The sequence below is a fragment of the Ralstonia sp. UNC404CL21Col genome, assembly GCF_000620465.1.
GTDB classification, from domain to species: Bacteria; Pseudomonadota; Gammaproteobacteria; order Burkholderiales; family Burkholderiaceae; genus Ralstonia; species Ralstonia flatus.
In genome coordinates, this window is the sequence record NZ_JIBE01000003.1 from 972,775 (window position 1) to 986,865 (window position 14,091).

Genomic DNA, 14,091 nt, shown 5'->3' on the forward strand with positions numbered 1-14,091 from the left:
GCAATTAGTTGCGCACCGGCTTGCCGGTCTGCAGCATGCCCATGATGCGTTCCTGGGTCTTGGAGCTGCCGAGCAGATCCACGAAGGCCTTGCGCTCCAGCGCCAGCAGCCATTCTTCGTCCACCAGCGCACCCGCTTCGACATCACCGCCGCACACGGTTTCTGCAATGCGCGAGGCGATCGTGAAGTCGTGCTGCGAGATGAACCCGCCGTCACGCATGTTCACCAGCGACGCCTTGATCGTGGCGATGCCCGAACGGCCCGCCACCGGAATGCCCACCGGGCGCAGCGGCGCGCGATAGCCCGAATCGGACAGCGCACGCACTTCGTTGCGTGCAACGTGCAGCAGCTCATGCACGTTGAAGACAATGGTGTCGGTCGGTTGCAGGTAGCCGATCTTCTGCGCGTCCAGCGCGGAAGAGGACACCTTGGCCATGGCCGCCGCCTGGAAACGGTTGGTCAGGAACTGCAGGATGTTCGTGCTGCCGGCTGCCTGCGCAGCCTTGGCTGCCGCCAGAGCCGCCTCCTTCAGGCCACCACCTGCCGGCACGAGGCCCACGCCCACTTCCACCAGGCCGATGTACGTTTCCAGCGCAGCCACACGCTTGGCCGAGTGCAGCAGCAGCTCGCAGCCGCCGCCCAGTGCGATGCCCGATGCGGCGGACACAACCGGCACGCCGGCGTACTTCACGCGCATCATGCCGTCCTGGAACTTCTTGACGAACGGCTCGATGCCCTTGGCGCCCCCCATCATGAAGGCCGGCATGGCTTCTTCCAGGTTTGCACCGGCCGAGAACGGACCACCCGGTGCGCCCAGCTTGAGCGACGTCGGCTGCCACACCACCAGACCCTTGTAGCCGGCTTCCGCCAGATCAACCGCGCGCGTCAGACCGTCGATGACGCTCGGTCCGATCGTGTTCATCTTGCTCTTGAACGAGACGATCAGCACGTCGTCCTGGCCGGCCGCGTCGTCCACCCAGATGCGCACAGCGTCGGTCTCTTCGATCGTCTTGCCATACGTGAGCGGGTTCACCGCGGTCGCACCCTTGATCGGTGCACGGAACACCTGGCGGCCGTACACCGGCAGCGTGCTGCGTTGCAGGAACGTGCCCTGCTTGGCCGACCACGAACCCTGTGCCGAATGCACACCGCCGTTGTCTGCGACCGGACCGGAGAACACCCACTGCGGCAGGGCTGTGTTCGACAGCGCCTTGCCGGCTTCGATGTCCTCCTTCACCCACTCGGCCACCTGCTTCCAACCGGCCTCTTGCCAGTCTTCGAACGGGCCGCTGTTCCAGCCGAAGCCCCAGCGGATCGCCAGATCGACTTCCGCAGCCGAATCGGCAATCTGCTCCAGGTACACCGCGATGTAATGGAACACATCGCGGAACACAGCCCACAGGAATTGCGCCTGCGGGTTGGTCGATTCGCGCAGCAGCTTCAGACGCTCGGCCGGCTCCTTCTTCAGGATGCGCACAACGATGTCGTCGGCCTTCTTGCCGCTCGGGCCGTACTGGCCGCTTTGCGGATCCAGCACCTTGATTTCCTTGCCTTCCTTCTTGTAGAAACCGGCGCCAGTCTTCTGGCCCAGGGCGCCCGCCTCCACCAGCTTGGCCAGCACGGGCGGCGTGGCGTAGACCGGCGCGAACGGATCGTCCTTCAGGTTGTCCTGCATCGTCTTGATGACGTGCGCCATCGTGTCCAGGCCCACCACGTCCGCCGTGCGGAACGTCGCCGACTTGGCGCGGCCCAGCTTCGAGCCCGTCAGATCATCCACCACGTCAAACGGAATGCCGTACTTGGCCGACTCCGCAAACACCGCCAGGATCGAGAAGATGCCGACGCGGTTGGCGATGAAGTTGGGCGTGTCCTTCGCGCGCACGACGCCCTTGCCGAGTGCGGAGGTGAGGAACGTTTCCAGCTTGTCGAGAATGTCGCCGCGTGTGTGGGCAGTCGGGATCAGCTCGACCAGGTGCATGTAGCGCGGCGGGTTGAAGAAGTGCACGCCGCAGAAGCGCGACTTCAGCTCGGCGTCAAAACCGTCCGACAGTTCGGTGATCGACAGACCCGACGTGTTCGACGCGAAGATCGCGTGCGCAGCAATGTGCGGCGCGACCTTCTTGTACAGATCGTGCTTCCAGTCCATGCGCTCGGCAATCGCTTCGATGACGAGATCGCAGTCGCGCAGCTTCTCGATGTCGTCTTCGTAGTTCGCAGCCTGGATGAGGTTCGCGTCATCCTTGATGCCGAGCGGTGCCGGCGACAGCTTCTTCAGGTTTTCGATGGCCTTGAGCGCGATGCCGCTCTTCGGGCCTTCCTTGGCAGGCAGGTCGAATAGCGTGACAGGAACCTTGGCGTTGATCAGGTGCGCGGCAATCTGCGCACCCATCACGCCGGCGCCCAGCACTGCAACGCGCCGGACGAGGAAGTTGGAACGCTGGCCGGCCTGCGGCTGCGCGCTGGTGGGGAGTTCAGTGCGGGTCATGGTGTCCTCGCGGAAAGAAGAGGAGTCGTCACCCCCGCACAAGCGGGAGCAACAAAAAGAGGCGTTGAAACCTGCTCGCGATCCGTAGCGAGCGGTTCGAGGTTGGCGGGAGAAGCGCAGCCGTACATGGGTACGGCGAGCATCGCAGTGCCAAGATCGGACCGCGCAGTAGGATCGTGGGCAGGTTTCCTTAGAACAGGTCGGCTTCGAGTGCCATCAGCGTCGCGCCGCCGGCACGTGCCATGCGGATCTGCGAAGCCGTCTCAGGCAGCAGCTTGGCAAAGTAGAAGCGCGCCGTTGCGAGCTTGACCTTGTAGAAGGAGTCGCCGCTGTCTTGCTTTTCCAGGGCGATCTTGGCCATGCGGGCCCAGAAGTACGAAAACACCAGGTGGCCGACCACGCGCAGGTACGGCACAGCGGCGGCGCCGACTTCGTCCGGGTTGGCCATGGCCTTCATGCCGATTTCCATGGTCAGCTTCTGGACCTTGTCGCCAATGTCGGCCAGCGGGTTGATGAATTCCTGCATGGCTTCGTTGGTGCCTTCGGCTTCCACAAAGTCCTGGACCAGCTTGCCGAACTTCTTCATCTTGGCGCCCATGTCGCCCAGGATCTTGCGGCCCAACAGGTCCAGCGACTGCACGGTGTTCGTGCCTTCGTAGATCATGTTGATGCGGGCGTCGCGCACGTATTGCTCCATGCCCCACTCGGCGATGTAGCCGTGGCCACCGAACACCTGCATGCCTTCGTTGGTGGCGATGAATGCGTTGTCGCTCAGGAAGGCCTTGGCGATCGGGGTGAGCAACGCGACCAGATCCGCCGCGTCCTTGCGCACGGACTCGTCTTCGTGCGACAGCTCGCGGTCAATCTGGAGGGCGATCCAATAGCTGAATGCGCGGCCACCTTCGGCAAAGGCACGCTGGGTCAGCAGCATGCGACGTACGTCCGGGTGCACGATGATCGGGTCAGCCGGCTTGTCCGGTGCCTTCGGGCCCGAGAGGCTGCGCATCTGCAGGCGTTCCTTGGCGTAGGCAGCGGAGTTTTGGTAAGCGACTTCGGTCAGGCCCAGGCTCTGCATGCCGACGCCCAGACGCGCCGCGTTCATCATCACGAACATGGCGTTCAGGCCCTTGTTGGGCTCGCCGACCATCCAGCCCTTTGCGCCATCCAGGTTGATCACGCAGGTGGCGTTACCGTGGATGCCCATCTTGTGTTCGATGGAGCCGCACTTCACGCCGTTGCGCTCGCCCGGGTTGCCGTTGGCATCGGGGATGAACTTCGGCACCACGAACAGCGAGATGCCCTTCGTGCCGCCCGGCGCGTCCGGCAGACGTGCCAGCACCAGGTGAATGATGTTCTCGGCCAGGTCGTGTTCGCCTGCCGAGATGAAGATCTTCGTGCCGGTGATGGCATACGAGCCATCCGCCAGCGGCTCAGCCTTGGTGCGCAGGATGCCCAGGTCGGTGCCGCAATGCGGCTCGGTCAGACACATCGTGCCGGTCCACACGCCCGACACCAGCTTCGGCAGGTAACGCTGCTTGAGCTCGTCGGTGCCGTGTGCGTGCAGGGCTTCGTATGCGCCGTGCGACAGGCCCGGATACATCGTCCAGGCTTGGTTGGCCGAGTTCAGCATCTCGTACAGCGCGTTGTTGATCAGGATGGGCAGGCCCTGACCGCCGTACTCCGGATCGCAGCCCAGCGAAGGCCAGCCGGCCTCGACATACTGTCGATACGCTTCCTTGAAGCCCTTCGGAGCGGTCACCACGCCGTCGCCGTGGTACGTGCAGCCTTCGCGATCGCCAGACTGGTTGAGCGGGAAGATGACTTCGGAGCAGAACTTGCCGGCTTCCTCGATCACCTGGTTGATGGTGTCGGCATCGATCTCCGCGTGCTGCGGCATCTCCTTCAGGTGGTTCTCCACGCCGAGAAGCTCGTGGAGAACAAACTGCATGTCACGCAGCGGTGCGGTGTATTGACCCATCTTGCAACTCCTTGGTGTGTACTGCGCGACCGCTAGGTGTGCGATGCCGCGTCAGGTTCGGTAAGACTGAATGAGTTTGTTGAGCGCCACCATGGCCAGTTCGGCACTGTTCGGCAACCGCAGGAAACGCGCATCGTGATGCAGACCCAGCTCCAGGCTGTACATCTCGAAGAGCATCAATTGCGGGTCCGCTTCTGCACGCAGATGGCCTTCTTCCTTCGCCTGTGCGATCGCGCGGGCCAAAGCTGCACGCCAGATCGTCACGCTCTTGACGAGTTCGTCGCGCACCGGGCTTTCGGCACGATCGTCGTACTCCACCGCGCCGCTGATATAGATGCAGCCCGTGGTCACCTCTTGAATGCGGCGCTCCATCCAGCGTCGCACCATGCTCCACAGGCGCGGCAGACCGCGCGGTTCCGTCAAGCTCGGGTAGAAGACTTCCTGCTCGAACCGTTTGTGATACTCGCGAACCACTTCCACCTGCAGATCCTCACGCGAGCCGAAGTGTGCAAACACCCCGCTCTTGCTCATCTGCATGCGCTCCGCGAGCACACCGATCGTCAATCCTTCCAGTCCGTCGCGCGAGGCCAGTTCCAGCGCGGCATCGAGAATCGCTGCACGTGTCAGCTCGCCCTTGCGCATCGGCGTAGCTGCTGCGTGATTCGATTCGAGACGAGCGGTCGGGTGACGCATGATGATTTCTCTCCGTTCTTTTCTGGGGCGTGACACGCGAGAAAATTGGCTTGCTGCAGGGCGCCTTTTGCGTGCCGGGCAGGACTGTAAACCAGCCTGCGCAAACACTCTAGCCCAAAATCGAACGGTCGTTCAATTATTTACAGGGGGCCTTTGAGCGGCAAGTGTTTTATTAGAAAGCGCCATCTAAATGGCGACATTGAATCGTCACCTTGCGCGGCGCAGCGCGAATCCCGTAAACCCTTTAGAGCAAAGGCTTTGCGGGGTGTGCGCCGCACCCATAAGACGGGCCTGGCGCAGCATATCCGACGGATTTTCTAGTGCTACCCATCAGTAAATAAACAGACGGAAAAATTAGGCCGGCGTGATGCCGGCATACATGGCGCCGCGGCGAAAGATGCGCGCGTCCATTTCACGCAGGTCGGCTGCCACGGCAACGTCCGCGGCGCATTGATCCAATACGTCCCGCTGCAGATCGATGCCGGGCGCGATTTCCGTGAGCGTGAGGCGCCGGCCGCCGCGGCCATCGTCGCGCATCTCAAAAACGGCGCGCTCGGTCACATAGCGCACGGGAATGCCTGATCGCGCCGCATATTCACCGTTGAACGTGAGGTGCGACACAGCCGGCACGATCTTCTTGAGCCGTCCTTCGCGCACGATGCGCAGCTTGCCGCCTTCGGCTTCGACCTGCAGGCCGCCGGCGGTGAGCGTGCCCATGAACACGACCGAACGCGCGCTCTGCGTGATGTTGATGAAGCCGCCGACGCCCGCGACGATGGTGTCGCCGCCCTCGCCGAACAGGCTGACGTTGACGTTGCCGGCCCCATCCAGTTCTGCCAGGCCGAGGATGGCGAGATCGATGCCGCCACCTTCGTAGAAGTCAAACTGCGCGGGTTGATCGACGACTGCTTCGGGATAGGCCGACGCGCCAAAGCTGAGGCCATCTGCCGGGGTGCCGCCAATCGGCCCTGCCTCCACGGTAAGAGTGAAGCCGCGCGCGCCCTCCTGTTCAGCGAGGGCGCCGACGGCCGCGGGCATGCCCACGCCGAGGTTCACGACGCGTGGTTGCTGCGCGATCAGTTCCAGCACGGCGCGGCGTTGCACCAGCGTGCGAGCGTCGAGCGCGCCGTGCTGATTCGCCTCCAGCGGCTCGCTCGCTTCGATGACGTCTTGCTTGAGCTGGATCGCCTCGCCTTGCCAGGGGCGAATGTAGGTCGGGTTGAACGCTTCCCCGAAGGTCATCTGGTGTTCGGCTTCATCGTCGGCAACGACCACGTAATCGACGAGGATGCCCGGCACGTGGATCGCCTGCAGGTTGTCATGCCGATCAACGAGCCGGCGCACCTGCGCGATGACGATGCCGCCCGAGTTGCGGGCGGCCTGCGCCATGGCCAGCAGCTCGTGATGAAAGGCTTCTTCGTGCGTGCTGATGTTGCCGCGCGGGTCGGCAGCGGTGCCGCGCAGGAAGACGCAGTGCAGCGGGAAGCTCGGGTAAAAGAGATAGTCTTCGCCGCGAAAGCGCTCGTACTCAACCCACGACGCCTGACCGGCCGCACGCGCTGCCTTGGCGCGCTGATTGATCGCGCCACCGTGGTAGCGCGGGTCAAGCTCCGTGCGTGGGTCGACGAAGGTGTGCAGACCCATCTTCGTCAGCACACCGGGCTTGCCGCCTGCGATGGCGCGGTACAGATGCGTGAGCACGCCCTGCGGCAAATTGAATGCATCGCACTGCTCGGCGAGCGCCATGTCCGCGAGCCGCGTGGCGGAGCGCCAATGCCCACCGACAACACAGCGCGTCATCCCGGGATTGCCGAAGTGGTTGACGCCGCGCGTGGCGCGATCGCCCTGTCCGGCCGAGTAGACAAGCGTCAGATCGCGCGGCTCGCCCGTGGTCAGAAACCGGCGCTCCAGCGCGTGCGTGACGGCCTCTGCATGGCCTGCGCCGACAAACCCTGCGCATGCCACCGTCCACCGTGGCTGCACCAAGCGCGCGGCCGCATCCGCTGTGATGACTTGCATGTCTCCTCCGTCTTGTTGTGTCTTGTTTTGTCTTGTAGGTCTGTAGCGCTACCGCTAGTACTGTGCTGCGCGCCCGCTGATGACCACGCCAAGGCGCACGAGGCGATAGGCGCACCAATCCGCCAAGCGCGACCACCAGCGGCGTGCGGCGTGCGCGTCGGCCAGCACGCGGCGTGCGTGATGGGCGATGGCATCTTCCAACGCGCCACGCAGTTCGTTGGCCACGGTCGCGTCCCACACCACCACGTTCGCTTCACGTGCGAGCAACAGGCTGAATGGGTCGATGTTGCTGGAGCCGACCGTCGCCCAGCGGTCATCCACCACGGCCACCTTGGCGTGCAGGAAGCTGGCGGTGTATTCGTGGATCTCGACGTTGTCGCGCAGCAGCATGTGATACAGCGAACGTGTCGCGTAGTGCTGCAGCCGGTATTCGACCTGCCCTTGCAGCAACAGGCGCACGCGCACACCGCGCCGTCTGCATGCGGCCAGTGCGCGCATGAAACGCACGCCCGGCAAGAAGTACGCATTGGCGATGATCACCTCTTGTCGTGCTGCGCCCAGCGCGCGCAGATATTCGCGTTCGATCGCACGCCGGTTGCGGACGTTGTCGCGCAGCACCAGCGAGGCCAACACGGTGCCCGGCGCACGCTCACTTTCTCGTCCCGACGCTCCGCGATGTCGGGGCCGCGGCGTATCCGTCATCACCGGAAACTCGGCGGCGACGCCCGTGACGCCCACCTCGCGCATGCCGGCACGTACGCCCATCTGCCACCAGAGCCGGTCGACCGTCAGCGCAATCTGCGCGACCAGGGGCCCGCGCACTCGCACGGCAAAGTCGTAGCGCGGCCCCAGCGCGGTGTCGTTAAACGGCGCGTGGTTCATGTCGTCGATGATGTTGATGCCGCCCACGAACGCCACATCGTCATCAATGACGGCGATCTTGCGATGCAGCCGTCGCAAATGGCGGCGTTGCAGGCGGAAACCCCGCAACGGACGATAGATGCGCAGACGCACACCCGCCGCTTCCAGCATCGCGGCGATGTTGGCTGGCAGCAGGCCCGTGCCAAAACCGTCAATGGTCAGGTGGACATCCACGCCGCGCTGTGCCGCGCGGGCAAGCGCTTCCGTCACGCTGTGGGCGGTGACGTCGTCGGTGTAGATGTAGGTTTCGAGTGCGACGCGGCGTTGCGCGGCGTCGATGGCTTCGATCAATGCGGGGAAGAACTCGGCGCCACCGCACAGCAGGTCGACGTCGTTGCCCGGCAGGGGCTTACCCCGCCGCCATTCGGAGCGCAGCGGGCCCGCATCGCGCGCGACCTTCATGGATGCGCCAGTTCAGCCAGCAAGGGCACGTGGTCGGAGCGCTGTGCCCACTCGCGGCCGGTCAGCGCGTGCGCACGTTCGATATCGAAACCGCGCACATAGATGCGATCCAGCCGCAGCCACGGCATATGGCTGGGGAACGTGCGGACCGGGCGCGCATCGGCAGCCTTGTCGGCCACTTCGGTCGCACCCAGCGCCTGGCAAATCATGCGATCGAGGCGGTTGTTCCAATCGTTGAAGTCGCCCGCCACCACGAGCGGCGCATCGGGTGGCACGACGGAACGCACGCGATCGACGAGCGCCTCCGCTTGGCGCTGCCGGCTGCGTGCAAACAAGCCGAAGTGCGCGCACAGCAAATGCACCTCGCCAAAACCAAGATCGGTCACGGCGTGCAGCAGGCCCCGCTGCTCGAAACGGTGGTCGGAGATATCGAGATTTTCCGACAGCAGGATCGGAAACCGCGACAGGATGGCATTGCCGTGATGGCCGTGCTCGTAGACGGCGTTGCGGCCATAGACCGTGTGCGGATAGACGTCCGTCGCGAGATAGCGCAGCTGCGTGTAATTCGGGTCGAACAGTTCTGCGGCGACGAGGCGGTCGTTGCGGTCCTGCACCTCCTGCAGGAAGACGATGTCGGCGTCCATGGTGTGCAGACCCTGCCGCACATCATGCACGCGCACGCGCCGCGCAATGCCGGTCACGCCCTTGTGGATGTTGTAGGTGGCAACGCGCAAACGGAGCATGTCAGGCCTGGTCCTTTGTCAGTGCCGCTTGACGCGCGTGATAGGCAGCAAGGCGTTCGGGCAACTGCAGAATGGCCTCGGCGTTGCTGCGCGAGAAGCACCGCGCGGCGGCCTCTTGGTAGGGCAGCCATTCGGCCTGCACATGCTCGCGCGGGGACATCCGCACCGGCACCTTGCCGCTGACCAGCAGGCCGAACCAATGCTCCGTGTTGCGCGTGACACCCGGCGCGTAGCGATGGCGCCAGCGCGGGTAGATTTCGTATTCGATGTGGTGGCCCCAGTCGATCAGATGATGCTGGGCCGCGTCGATACCGGTTTCTTCCAGCGCCTCGCGGCGGGCCGTATCGGCCAGGGGCTCGTCGAGTGTGTCGCAGCTGCCGGTCACGGATTGCCAAAAGCCCGGATGATCGGCCCGCTCCATCACCAACACATGCAAATCGGGCGTGTGAATGACGACGAGAACGGAGACGGGAATCTTGTGCGGCATGGGTGCGTGCTTCAATGGGCGGCGCGATCGCGCTGCAAGGCAATAGCTTACCGCAGCCAGAAGCGTGCCACCGTGACGCTCGCTGCGCTGCCGCGACAGCAATCAGGCCGCGCGCAACGGCCCTTGTCCGGCGCGGGTGCGGGCGAGCCACAGTGCCGTCTCGTCGGTCGCCGTTTCGTGACCCAGCTCTCGGCGAGCCACCGCCAGCAGCGGATCAAGCATCGCAGCATAGTCGTCGGCCGCGCGTTGCGATTGCGCCCACAACGCTTCCGTACGCTCGGCGAGTTGTTGGCGCAGCGCAGCGAGTTGCGCGGTCAACTCGCGTTCGCGATTGCCAAGCGTGTTGAATTTCTGGATGAGAAAGCGCTGCACATCGGTCTGCTCGGATTGCGCGTTGGCCTGGTCGAAGCGCTCGACAATGGCCGAGGTCTCACGCTCGATGCGATGCAATTCGCTGGTGCCCTCACGCTCGGCAGTTTCCAGCGCTTGGAGGGCGCGGCGTTCCGCCTGCAGAACGCGCGCGTGATCGGCAAAACGGCGTTCTGCCGCCAAGTGGGCTTCGGCCAACGGACGCGGCGTGTCGTAGACGAGCGGATGCACCGGCACGCCCGGTGCGGCTGGCGGGAGTGCCGCGTCGGGCAAACGCAGGTTGGCGACCGCATGCAGCCATTGCATCCGCTCCGCCGCGAGGTGGCCCAGTGCGCGCATCGCCTCCGCCAAACCGGCAGACGCCGCCGATACGGGTGCGGCGGGATGTGCGCTCTGCGCCGCCGCGGCAATTTCGGGCACGCACGCTGCCACCGTGGTGGCCACGGCCTCCGTCATCGCCATGGCGGCGCGCCGGGTGGCGCGGCGGATTTCGATCCACGCCAGCACTATCACCACCAGCGCGGCGATCAACCACGTCAGCAGAAACTCCGCGTGGGCGACGACCCATGTGCGCGCAAAGTCGATGTAGTCCATCTAAACACTCCTCCTTCGTTGTCACACGACGTGACAGAAACGAAAGATCCGGTTTAGCACGCAATGTTCCCAATGGAAGGCGCTCAAAAAAAAACGCGCCGCCCTAAATCAGGCGGCGCGGTTTGTTGCGGAGCGTCAGCGCGGGCGCTCAGGCGGTAGTGGCAGCCGTCGGTGCGGCAACCTTTGCCTCGGCAGCGCGCAGGCGGATGTGCAGCTCGCGCAATTGCTTTTCGTCGACCGGGCTCGGTGCCTGCGTCAGCAGATCCTGCGCACGCTGCGTCTTCGGGAAGGCGATCACGTCGCGGATCGAATCGGCACCGGCCATCATCGTGACAACGCGGTCCAGGCCGAACGCGATACCGCCGTGCGGGGGCGCGCCGTACTGCAGTGCGTCGAGCAGGAAGCCGAACTTGGCACGCGCTTCCTCATCGTTGATCTTCAGCGCGCGGAACACCTTGCTCTGTACTTCTTCGCGGTAGATCCGCACCGAGCCGCCGCCGATTTCCCAGCCGTTGAGCACCATGTCGTAAGCCTTGGCGATGCACTTGCCTGGGTCGGTTTCCAGGTATTCCAGGTGCTCGTCCTTCGGGCTCGTGAACGGGTGGTGCATGGCCACCCAGCGCGCGTCTTCCTCGTCGTACTCGAACATCGGGAAGTCGATCACCCACAGCGGCTTCCAGGCGTCTTCGAACAGACCGGTGCTCTTGGCGAAGTCCGAATGGCCGACCTTCAGGCGCAGCGCGCCCATCGCGTCGTTAACCACCTTGGCACGGTCGGCACCGAAGAACAGGATGTCACCATCCTGTGCGCCGCTGCGCTTGAGGATCTCGGCGATGGCCGCGTCGTGCAGGTTCTTCACGATCGGCGATTGCAGGCCGTCGCGGCCCTTGGCGACTTCGTTGACCTTGATCCAGGCCAGGCCCTTGGCGCCGTAGATTTCGACGAACTTCGTGTACGCGTCGATATCGCCGCGCGACAGCGAAGCACCGCCCGGCACACGCAGTGCAACCACGCGGCCGCCTTCAGCGTTGGCCGGGCCCGAGAACACCTTGAAGTCGACGTCCTTCATGGCGTCGGTCAGCTCGGTGAATTCCAGCTTGACGCGCAGGTCCGGCTTGTCCGAGCCGAAACGGGCCATCGCTTCGCGGAACTCCATCACCGGGAACTTGGCATCCAGCTCGACCGACATGGTGTTCTTGAACACCGTGCGGATCATTTCTTCAAACAGGTCGCGGATTTCCTGCTCGCTCAGGAACGACGTTTCGCAGTCGATCTGGGTGAATTCGGGCTGGCGGTCAGCACGCAGGTCTTCGTCGCGGAAGCACTTGGTGATCTGGTAGTAACGGTCGAAGCCCGACACCATCAGCATCTGCTTGAAGAGCTGCGGCGACTGCGGCAGCGCGAAGAACTGGCCGGCGTTCACGCGCGACGGCACCAGGTAGTCGCGTGCACCTTCCGGTGTGCTCTTGGTGAGCATCGGCGTTTCGATGTCGATGAAGCCCTTGTCGTCCAGGTACTTGCGCACTTCCATCGCGACCTTGTAGCGCAGGCGCAGGTTGTACTGCATCTGCGGGCGGCGCAGGTCGAGCACGCGGTGCGTCAGACGCGTGGTTTCCGACAGGTTGTCGTCGTCCAGCTGGAACGGCGGCGTGACGGAGGCGTTGAGCACGGTCAGTTCATGGCACAGCACTTCGACCTTGCCGCTGGTCAGGTTGGCGTTGGTAGTGCCTTCCGGACGGGCGCGCACAACGCCCTTCACCTGCAGGCAGAACTCGTTGCGCACGCCTTCGGCCACCTTGAACATCTCCGGGCGGTCCGGGTCGCAGACGACCTGCACCAGGCCTTCACGGTCGCGCAGGTCGATGAAGATCACGCCACCGTGGTCACGACGACGATGGGCCCAGCCCGACAGCGTAACGCTCTGGCCGAGCAGTTGTTCGGTGACCTGACCGCAGTATTGAGTACGCATTTGCATGTTGTGGTTTTCCGCGAAGCGCGCCGCCAACAGGGCGTCGCGCAAGAAAGTTGAGTGAGGGCCGGAGGGTGGTTCGCGCTACCGGCTCAAGGGGCTGATACGGCGCCGCCAGCGTCGGGCAGCGCGGTCGGATTCGAGGGGTCGCGCGGCGATACTGCCGGCGACCGGTCCTCCATCTCTGGCGATGCATCAGGCGGGTCCATGCGGCGCGGCAGCGCTTCAGGCGCCACCACACCCATCGACACGATGTACTTGAGCGCCGCGTCCACCGTCATGTCCAGCTCGATGGTGTCGGCCTTGGGCATCATCAGGAAGAAACCCGACGTCGGGTTGGGCGTGGTCGGCACGTACACACTGACGTACTCGCCTTGCAGGTGGTTCTCGACATCACCGCCAGGGCGGCCGGTCAGGAAGGCGATCGTCCAGGAGCCTTCACGCGGATACTGCACCAGCAGCGCCTTGCGGAATGCATTGCCGTTGGACGACAGCAGCGTGTCCGACACCTGCTTCACGCTCGAATAGATCGGGCCGACCACGGGAATGCGGCCCACGAGCGCTTCCCACCACAGCACCAGCTTCTGGCCGATGAAGTTGTGCGCCAGAACGCCGACGATCAGGATGAACGCCAGCGTGAGAATCGCGCCCACGCCAGGAATGCGCCGGCCAAACAGCTGATCCGGCTGCCACGCGGAGGGCAGCAGCGCCAGACTCTGGTCCATCGTGCCGATGATGAGCGACAGCACCCACAGCGTGATCGCGAGTGGGACAAGCACCAGAAGACCGGTCAGGAACCATGTCTTGAGTGCGCTGGTTTTCTGTTTCATGAGGCGATGGGCCGAAAGGTGAGCGATGCGATCAGTGGCAAGCGCACGACGTGCCGCAACCACCGGACGCCGCCGGGGTGCTGGCGCTGGACGACGCACTATCCGACGACGCGGCCGGTGCAGCAGCGGCCGGTGCTGCGGCATCTGCCTTGGCCGCCGTACCGGTTCCGGCCCCGGCAACCGATGCGCCACCCGAGCCGCCACGGAAGTCCGTCACGTACCAGCCCGAACCCTTGAGCTGGAAGCCGGCAGCAGTGAGCTGCTTCTTGAACGCCGGCGCGCCGCATGCGGGGCAATCCGTCAGCGGGGCGTCGCTCATCTTCTGCAGCACATCTTTGGCGTGGCCGCAGGCGTCGCATCGATAAGCATAGATCGGCATGGTGTCCTCACCCTGGAACAAACAAATGACAAGAAAGCGATGGATTGCCCGCGCAGGCCGCGAACGCGGTGCGAGAAACGCGCACGACAGGCTCACGAAAGATTGGGGCAACTGCGCGCCGTACAAGTGCTGGCGCGCAAAGCCTTGAATTATAAACCCTTTTGAGGGAATTCCCGACCGCAGATTCGGGGCGACCGATGGTGATGCGCGACAAAGTGGCAC

Annotated in this window: 11 protein-coding genes; all 11 read right to left on the minus strand. The window is 64.2% G+C overall.

Going from position 1 to position 14,091, the window contains the following annotated elements; translation table 11 throughout:
• Nucleotides 1–4: 4 nt before the first annotated feature.
• The gene (locus N511_RS0104650; RefSeq protein WP_027678224.1) at nucleotides 5–2,485 is read right to left on the minus strand and encodes a 3-hydroxyacyl-CoA dehydrogenase/enoyl-CoA hydratase family protein; all 2,481 of its coding nucleotides are present in this window, start codon (nucleotides 2,483–2,485) and stop codon (nucleotides 5–7) included.
• 190 nt (nucleotides 2,486–2,675) lie between these two features.
• Nucleotides 2,676–4,463, minus strand: coding sequence for an acyl-CoA dehydrogenase C-terminal domain-containing protein (locus N511_RS0104655; RefSeq protein ID WP_027678225.1), 1,788 nt, complete (start codon nucleotides 4,461–4,463; stop codon nucleotides 2,676–2,678).
• A gap of 51 nt (nucleotides 4,464–4,514) precedes the next feature.
• Nucleotides 4,515–5,105, minus strand: a complete 591-nt coding sequence (locus tag N511_RS0104660) for a TetR/AcrR family transcriptional regulator (RefSeq protein WP_021196492.1) — start codon at nucleotides 5,103–5,105, stop codon at nucleotides 4,515–4,517.
• A gap of 405 nt (nucleotides 5,106–5,510) precedes the next feature.
• Nucleotides 5,511–7,175, minus strand: coding sequence for an acyl CoA:acetate/3-ketoacid CoA transferase (locus N511_RS0104665; RefSeq protein ID WP_027678226.1), 1,665 nt, complete (start codon nucleotides 7,173–7,175; stop codon nucleotides 5,511–5,513).
• A gap of 54 nt (nucleotides 7,176–7,229) precedes the next feature.
• Nucleotides 7,230–8,498 carry a cardiolipin synthase ClsB gene (gene clsB / locus N511_RS0104670; protein WP_027678227.1) on the minus strand — a complete coding sequence of 423 codons (1,269 nt, stop codon included), beginning with the start codon at nucleotides 8,496–8,498 and terminating at the stop codon, nucleotides 7,230–7,232.
• Nucleotides 8,495–9,241, minus strand: a complete 747-nt coding sequence (locus N511_RS0104675) for an endonuclease/exonuclease/phosphatase family protein (RefSeq protein WP_027678228.1) — start codon at nucleotides 9,239–9,241, stop codon at nucleotides 8,495–8,497. Before N511_RS0104675 ends, clsB begins: the two co-directional genes overlap by 4 nt.
• 1 nt (nucleotide 9,242) lies before the next feature.
• Nucleotides 9,243–9,728 carry a dihydroneopterin triphosphate diphosphatase gene (gene nudB, locus N511_RS0104680; RefSeq protein ID WP_027678229.1) on the minus strand — a complete coding sequence of 162 codons (486 nt, stop codon included), beginning with the start codon at nucleotides 9,726–9,728 and terminating at the stop codon, nucleotides 9,243–9,245.
• 102 nt (nucleotides 9,729–9,830) lie between these two features.
• On the minus strand, nucleotides 9,831–10,691 hold the full coding sequence (locus N511_RS0104685; protein ID WP_027678230.1) for a hypothetical protein: 861 nt from the start codon (nucleotides 10,689–10,691) through the stop codon (nucleotides 9,831–9,833).
• Between the two features lie 148 nt (nucleotides 10,692–10,839).
• Nucleotides 10,840–12,666, minus strand: a complete 1,827-nt coding sequence (aspS, locus tag N511_RS0104690; protein ID WP_051530849.1) for an aspartate--tRNA ligase — start codon at nucleotides 12,664–12,666, stop codon at nucleotides 10,840–10,842.
• An 86-nt stretch (nucleotides 12,667–12,752) separates the two neighbouring features.
• Nucleotides 12,753–13,490, minus strand: coding sequence for a DUF502 domain-containing protein (locus N511_RS0104695; protein ID WP_027678232.1), 738 nt, complete (start codon nucleotides 13,488–13,490; stop codon nucleotides 12,753–12,755).
• Nucleotides 13,491–13,521: 31 nt separating this feature from the next.
• The gene (locus N511_RS0104700; RefSeq protein ID WP_027678233.1) at nucleotides 13,522–13,869 is read right to left on the minus strand and encodes an FmdB family zinc ribbon protein; all 348 of its coding nucleotides are present in this window, start codon (nucleotides 13,867–13,869) and stop codon (nucleotides 13,522–13,524) included.
• Nucleotides 13,870–14,091 lie beyond the last annotated feature (222 nt).